Source organism: Epilithonimonas caeni DSM 17710 (genome assembly GCF_000426465.1).
Taxonomy (GTDB): Bacteria; Bacteroidota; Bacteroidia; order Flavobacteriales; family Weeksellaceae; genus Epilithonimonas; species Epilithonimonas caeni.
On the sequence record NZ_AUFK01000004.1, the window covers coordinates 1 to 6903 of the forward strand.

6 protein-coding genes are annotated in these 6903 nt (G+C 30.1%); all 6 read left to right on the plus strand.

What is annotated here, in order from left to right:
- Window positions 1-230, plus strand: a 230-nt coding sequence (locus K319_RS0101110; RefSeq protein WP_027381946.1) for a PAAR-like protein, incomplete at its 5' end; no start/stop codon positions are given.
- Window positions 231-244: 14 nt separating this feature from the next.
- Entirely contained in the window at window positions 245-2320 is a 2076-nt protein-coding gene (locus tag K319_RS0101115) for a glycoside hydrolase family 24 protein (protein WP_027381947.1), read from the plus strand.
- Window positions 2321-2325: 5 nt separating this feature from the next.
- A complete protein-coding gene (locus K319_RS0101120; protein WP_027381948.1) occupies window positions 2326-3267 on the plus strand; it encodes an XAC2610-related protein in 942 nt (313 codons plus the stop codon).
- A 437-nt stretch (window positions 3268-3704) separates the two neighbouring features.
- A complete protein-coding gene (locus K319_RS20835) occupies window positions 3705-4919 on the plus strand; it encodes a hypothetical protein (RefSeq protein ID WP_169712640.1) in 1215 nt (404 codons plus the stop codon).
- Between the two features lie 7 nt (window positions 4920-4926).
- A complete protein-coding gene (locus K319_RS21710; RefSeq protein WP_185092681.1) occupies window positions 4927-5820 on the plus strand; it encodes a hypothetical protein in 894 nt (297 codons plus the stop codon).
- Entirely contained in the window at window positions 5817-6791 is a 975-nt protein-coding gene (locus tag K319_RS20845) for a DUF3828 domain-containing protein (protein ID WP_051230331.1), read from the plus strand. The genes K319_RS21710 and K319_RS20845 overlap by 4 nt, the downstream gene beginning before the upstream one ends.
- The last annotated feature ends 112 nt before the right edge of the window (window positions 6792-6903 follow it).

The following is a 6903-nucleotide window of genomic DNA, read 5'->3' on the forward strand; positions in this document are numbered from 1 at the left end:
CCTACGATAAGGTGAAAGTAATGGGCAAAAGCTGTGTAACGGAGCTTTCCGAACTGATGTGTGCAACGGGTGGAAAGATTACCATTTTCAAACATGGGCAGCAAAGTGAAGCTGGAAAAAGCCATGTAGAGAAAGCAGATGCGAGAGAACAACAGATTTATAATCCTGTGATGAATTTTGAGGGGTTTCAGGAAGAAATAAATGGAGAGGATTCATTTGAGGTTGAATAAAAACACAAAGAATTATGAAAATCATCAAAGGAAGTACAAGTCCAAAGGCTGAAGAAAAAACATTTTATGAACTAACCGGTTTGGTTCCTGATTTCAGCAACCCTATTTTCAATAATAAACCAAAAGAAAAATATATCTGGACATTGTTCAAAAAAGATAAAGCAACAGGTTGGAAACAAGTTTCAAACAATATAAAATATGGTGAAAAAGCACCCTATACTTTCGGAGAGAAAGTGGTAGGGATTCTTTATAGAATAGAAGTCCATACAGAAACTAAAAATCTCCTGAATGTAACGGAAAAGAAATTTGTGGCTAACTTGGTTGTAACCCCAAGAACAGCAAAAGAACCCGTTATCGGAAGGGTTATATTACTGAACAGAGGAAATTCCGATGTCAATAAGGCAAAGTTCAACGAATCGTTATCAGCAGAAGCAAGAACGTCTAATCTATTTGGAAAAGAGATAGCCTTTTATCTTTGGGAAGAAGGAGCTTCAGAAGCTGACAAATACAAAAAGCCTAAAAAAGCTTTTGTAGACAAGAACGGTATTGCCAAAGTAAAATTTAATTTATCGGAATATGCTACACCACAAACGATTATGGATTTTTTTACTGGAGATTCAAAATCTTCGAAGAAATTCTATGTATCTGCTCAATATAATGGTAAAACCATAGACAACAAAACTCCGGTTGTTGCTTCCAAAGGACAGGAAACTCCGAAACCTCAAACCAACAAACCAGCAGGCGGAATTTATGGATTCATTGAAAATACAACAGAGGTAATTGCAGAAGGAATAGAAAAAATCGGAGATGCTATAACAGAACAAACAAAATCTCCAGCGATTGTGAAAGGAAATAAGCAACAAGAGAAGAAAAATGATGAAAATAAGATTTGTGAATGCGAAGCTAGAGTGAGAGCTTATATGAGAATGTTACGTGTAGGAGAAGGAACTGGAGAAATAATAAAATCATCAAAATATAATAAAGAAACTAAAAAGAATGAAATTGTATATATAAATCATGATTTTGAAGGCGGTTATACCAAGCTATTTGGTGGTGGTAATTTTACGAAATCGCCTTACAATAAAGATATGAATAATCATCCTCAAATAAAAGTGCTTTGGTATACAAAGAAAAATGGAGAAAAAGTATATAGTTCTGCTGCTGGTGCATATCAGGTTATGGGCTATACATGGAATGATAAAGATATGATTAATAAAAGAAAAACTTATAATGTAAAAGGTTTTTCACCAGAAGGACAAGACAAATTTTGTGTGGTTCTATTTAAGCACAAAAGAGCAGGCATGTTAGATTTAATTATAAAAGGAGATATAAAAGGTGCTACGGAAAAATACGGAAGTTACGAATGGGCAAGTTTACCACCAGGTCAATATGGTCAACCAATTGAAACGATGGAAAAAGCACTAGAATTATATAATCAATTTTATAAAGAAGAACTTGCAGGAAAAAGTCCTTTACATCTAAAAAAAGGATTTCTCAAGGAATTTGGTGAAAATTGCTGTGGAGAAAGTACACCAAAACCATCAACAGGAGAATCATCATGTGGTAAATCAGAAATTGACTTAAGAGATAAGATAAAATGGCAAACACAGTTTGACCCAAAATGGGGAGCACGTGACAGACAGTTGGTTGCCTGTAAAAAAACATGTGATGATATTTTAATAAATAGTGGGCTCAAAGCCACTTCTTTGTTAAATCTATATCAAACAGCAATTGAAAATGATGACCACACTAAATTAATAATAAATAACCAAGTTTCAAAAGAAGCCATTGCATATTTAGATAGTGAATTGGAAAAAGGACATCCAGTACAAGTTGGTGTTGATCATGGATTAGGGTATAAAATTAATAATAATGCGGATCACTCTACTGATCACTTTGTAGTTATAATTGGTCGTAAATGTGATGGCAACAAATGTTATTATCTTTTTTATGATGTCGGAACAAGTCATAAAGAAAAAGGAGCAAGTGATAACAATAGATTATATTTTGATAAAACCGATTTTTCCTTAAAAGGAACTACGGTTTATAATGGTCATTTATATACAGTAACTCAAGTAAGAAAAAATTAAAAGCAATGAAGAAATTAAATAAAATAGCCTATTTATGGATGTTTTTTTCTATATTAATATCTTGTCAAACAAAAGAAGAAAAAACTGTAACCAATGAAAATCTGAAAGTAGCTGATAATAAATTATTTTATGGAAAATGGTTACCAATCAACAAAAAGAATGATAAATATTATTACTGTACAGATGTTGATAAATTTATTGAGATAGGTAAAAATAAAATATTTGACCATAATCCCATGGAAGATTCTAATTTTAGTATCGACCATATTAAAAACATTGGTAATCAAACTTATTTATATTTAGATAAACAGGAAGCTTCATACTATATTTTAAATTGGATAGATAAAGAAAGAGATATTATATCATGCAAATTGAATGATTATGATGCAAATTTATTTATGCTAGAAAATAAAATAAAATCTATTGAAAATAAATCTTGTCAACCGAAAAGTAAATCATGTGAGTTTAGTGATGTTGCCACTAGATATAAGTTTACTTTAGAAGTGGGAGAATATACAAATGAAAAGGAACAAAAATACCCAATATCCGCATGGATTATAATAACAGATAAAAAAAATAAAAAACAACAAGAGATTCATTTTGAGCCAAACTCGTGGTCAGTATATAGTGATTTGCCGTGCAAAGATTTCGTTATTAAAGATTTTGATTTTGATGGACTGAAAGACTTTGCAATTGTTTGGGATAATGGAGGCAGTTCTGGAAAATTATATGAGTATTATTTTCAGGATAAAAATGGAGAGTTTTCCCCCGCTGAATCATTTCCTTTACAACATGGAATGTTGGGAGAAGATATTAATGTAACCAATAAAACAATTACAACGCAAACTACCGTAGGTTGCTGTCATATTAACTTAAACAAATATAAACTTAATTCTAAGGGAATGTGGGAAACTTTTTCGGAACAGCATGAATTGAAGCGAAATTAGGTAGTGTGTGGGATGCTCCAAAACTTCTAAAAAATTTCATGTTTCGGCACAGTACGAAACCAAAAAAATGGACAATAAACACCCGTAGTAGCAAGTGACGGAACAACACACAACCTGCAAGTCATCCTGCAAATAGTAATAATAGTAATAGTGGTGGTTCTAACATAATAGGTAAATTAGCTGAAATAGTTGCTGAAGGAATTGAAAGTATTACAAGCACCAATCAAGAAAACACGAGGACTGCAACAAGTGTAGGGAAAGCTCAAAGTTCAAATAATTCCACCAACTGTGGGGGAAAATATTGTATTAAAAAAGGAGATAAAAGTGAACTTATAAGAGAAATAAATATACGTCTTGCAGGATTTGGAGGAAATGTTCCTACAGATGAATTTACAGACAGAACTGAAAAAATGATAAAACAGTTCCAGAGGGATTATATGAAAGTTACTGAAACCGGAAAAGTTTGCGGGAATGTTTTAAGAGCGATTGATGATTTTCAAAATAAATATATTATAAATTTTGACGACGTTAAATGTCCTTGTGGAAAATGTAAAGGTTTTGGAAATGGTAAATTTCCTGAGCAAAAACAAAATTCAAAAATTGATGAAAAAATTAGAAAATATGAATATCCCGGCATTCATAGAAGTTTGATTTGGGCATTAAGGGCAGCAATGTTTTATACAACGGTTATTGAAAAAGGAATCAAATACTCAGTTAAATGTATTTTTTCTGGTTATAGATGTCATGAAAATAACAGACAACATAAAAGAACTTCAACTAACCACATGGGAAAGGCTTTAGATATACATTTTAATAAAAGTGGGAAAAGAACACAAGTTCCAAAAGAAGTAGAAGAAATACGACAAAAAATATTTGTGAAACATTTAGGAAATCAAGTAAGATGGGATGATGACGATAAATTTTCATTAGAGCCTGGAGTTCCTAAATATAAAGGAGAATTTATTGCAAGTACATGGATTCATTATGATGTAAGGCAATTTGAATTAAAATACTTAAAAGACGAGTTTTTTGTAAAAAATATAAATGATGTCAATGGAGAGAGTATTGTTGCATTAGCGACAAAGACGAATAATGAAACATGTAAATGTATGGGTGGTGGAACAGCAAAACAAATAAATACTCCTGCAATTGTTCCTAAAGTACAGAGTAGCGGTTTTACAGAAAATGATGGAAAAGAAGCTCTTGAGATTATTTACAATAAGTATGGAAAAGATATGGCTATTATAATTGAGCGAATGTATAGAGATGAAACAAGGCATTTTCAATCAGGACAATATAAAGCGTGTGGAACAGGAGGAATGGAGGTTTTTGGCTCTGCACCTTATTATGGTTGGGATAAAAATTTCTTTGAAGCAAATCCAGAATTTCAGCCAATCGGAGTTTGGAGTGCTTATGAAAACAAAGGAATGAGTGGACAAGGAGGGAATAAACAGGTTACTGATCGGAAAAAGGAATTTGTTGTATTACCCTCTGTTCTGGCAGGGATGGAATATAAGGCATTTTACATAAAAAAACATAATGGAAATTGGGCAAGATGGCATTCAACAAAAGAATCTAATCAAAAAACATATAAAACACATATAGAAAGTATAAAACCACGATTCGTAAATGAATTTGAGAAAAATAAATAATAAAAAAATGGAAAAAGTATTAAGTTTTTTATTTCTTTTACTTCTATTTTCTTGCAAAGGAGAACCTTTCAAAAAGGAAGGAGGTAGTGCATCAAGTAATGAAGCAATCAAAATTAATAAACAAGATAATGATAATTTATCAAGCAAAATTTCTGAGAATTGTTATGATTATTTAACTGAACTTGTGAGAAGTAGCAATTTCCCATTTTCACAATGGAAAATCGACAGGCATAAAGTAAACCTCCTAATTGATGAAGAAAATGATGATATTATTTCAACTAAACTTTTTTTTGATACTGAAGGGGATGGTACTATTGGATGGGTAGAATACCATAAAAGGGATGGTAAATTATTTAATACTTCTGCAAATCTTGATAACCCAGTTGAATTAAAATATGATTCAAAATGGAAAAATTTATTTGATTCATGCCTACCAAATCAAGGAAATCCCAATACTTATACAATGAAAGATACATTAGAAAAAATCTACGAAGATTCTGATGAACTTGTATTACCCAACAAATATGATTATGATATAATAGTTGAAGAAAAAGGGTTTAAATCCATTGATAAAGAATATTATAGTTTATTCCCAATTAGGAATCAAGATAATTACAAAATAGCTAAGTTGCCTATTATCAATGATAATGTAAAACCTGTTATTTTAATAACATATAATGAAATCGGGCAAGCTACATGGTATTTATTTGTATTAAATAATGAATATAAACCTATTTCAAATGTAATTTTATACACGAGTGAAGAGGTTGATGGTGGTAAATCCAAATCTACTACATACAATATCTCTAAAGATTACAAAATCAGTATCAATAAACTATATAACGATAAAATTATTAGTAAAAAAGAATACAGTATCTCGAACGAAGGATTTATAAAATGAAAAAAACAATATTAATTATTATTTTATTTTTTTTTATGGGTTGTAAACAAAATGCACAAACCCCTAATGAAAAAGTAAACACTGAAGATAAACTGAAAAAAGATAATGATATAGATAGAAAAATTCTTTCTTTAAAAGAGTTTTATTATTCAGTCTATGGTTCTGATGATAATAGGGAATATCTAAAGAAAAGATATGTATCTGAAAGAGTTTTAAAAAGAATAGATAGCCTTACTTCTGATGGGGACAATCTTATTTTGGATTATGATCCTTTTATTCAAGGACAGGATTATAATAGTGCTTCGATAAAAAGAACACTTAAAATAATATCTTTAAATAACAAAGATAAATTTAGGGTAAGTTTTTTATTATTTGGGAATAAAGATGAAAAAAGGACAAATATTGATGTTGCTTTACAGAAAAACGAAAAAGAAAACTATTTGATAAACAGCATATTGAATGATGAATATTTAAATTTTAAAGATGATTTTTCTAAAACCGAACAAAACAAATTTTATGTTTTGGATAGCGTTAATTTAAAAATACAAACAGATGTTTATAAGATATGTGTTTTAGAAAAATTGAAAAATAAAAATAAAGAAAATATACAACATAATTCTAATCCAATTATATTGTATAAAAATGGAAACAAAATTACTGAAAATAAAAATCTTATATTCTTATATAATGATAATTGTCCTGCTGATGGATTTCAAAAAGTCGTATCTAAACACAATTATTTTACAATTGAACAATCTTATTGTAAAGATTTTTTATTTGTTTCTTCTTATACAACGTTTAAGGTTGATACAAAAACAAAGAATGTTTATCTTTATAAATATGGGGAAGAATATACAGATAGAAGTAATCCTGACAGAGAAATTCCTGCTAAAATTAAGACAGTTGAAGATTTTGGAACTATAAAATTTGAAGATGTAACAGCCTATTTCCTTTTACAATTAAAACAATAACATAGAATAACAATTAACAATCCGAAAGCAGTTCCAGTGAACACGATGGTAAATATTTCGTGATACAAAAAGGAATGTGCCAATGCAACCAAGGCTTTAAGTTTCCAAAATT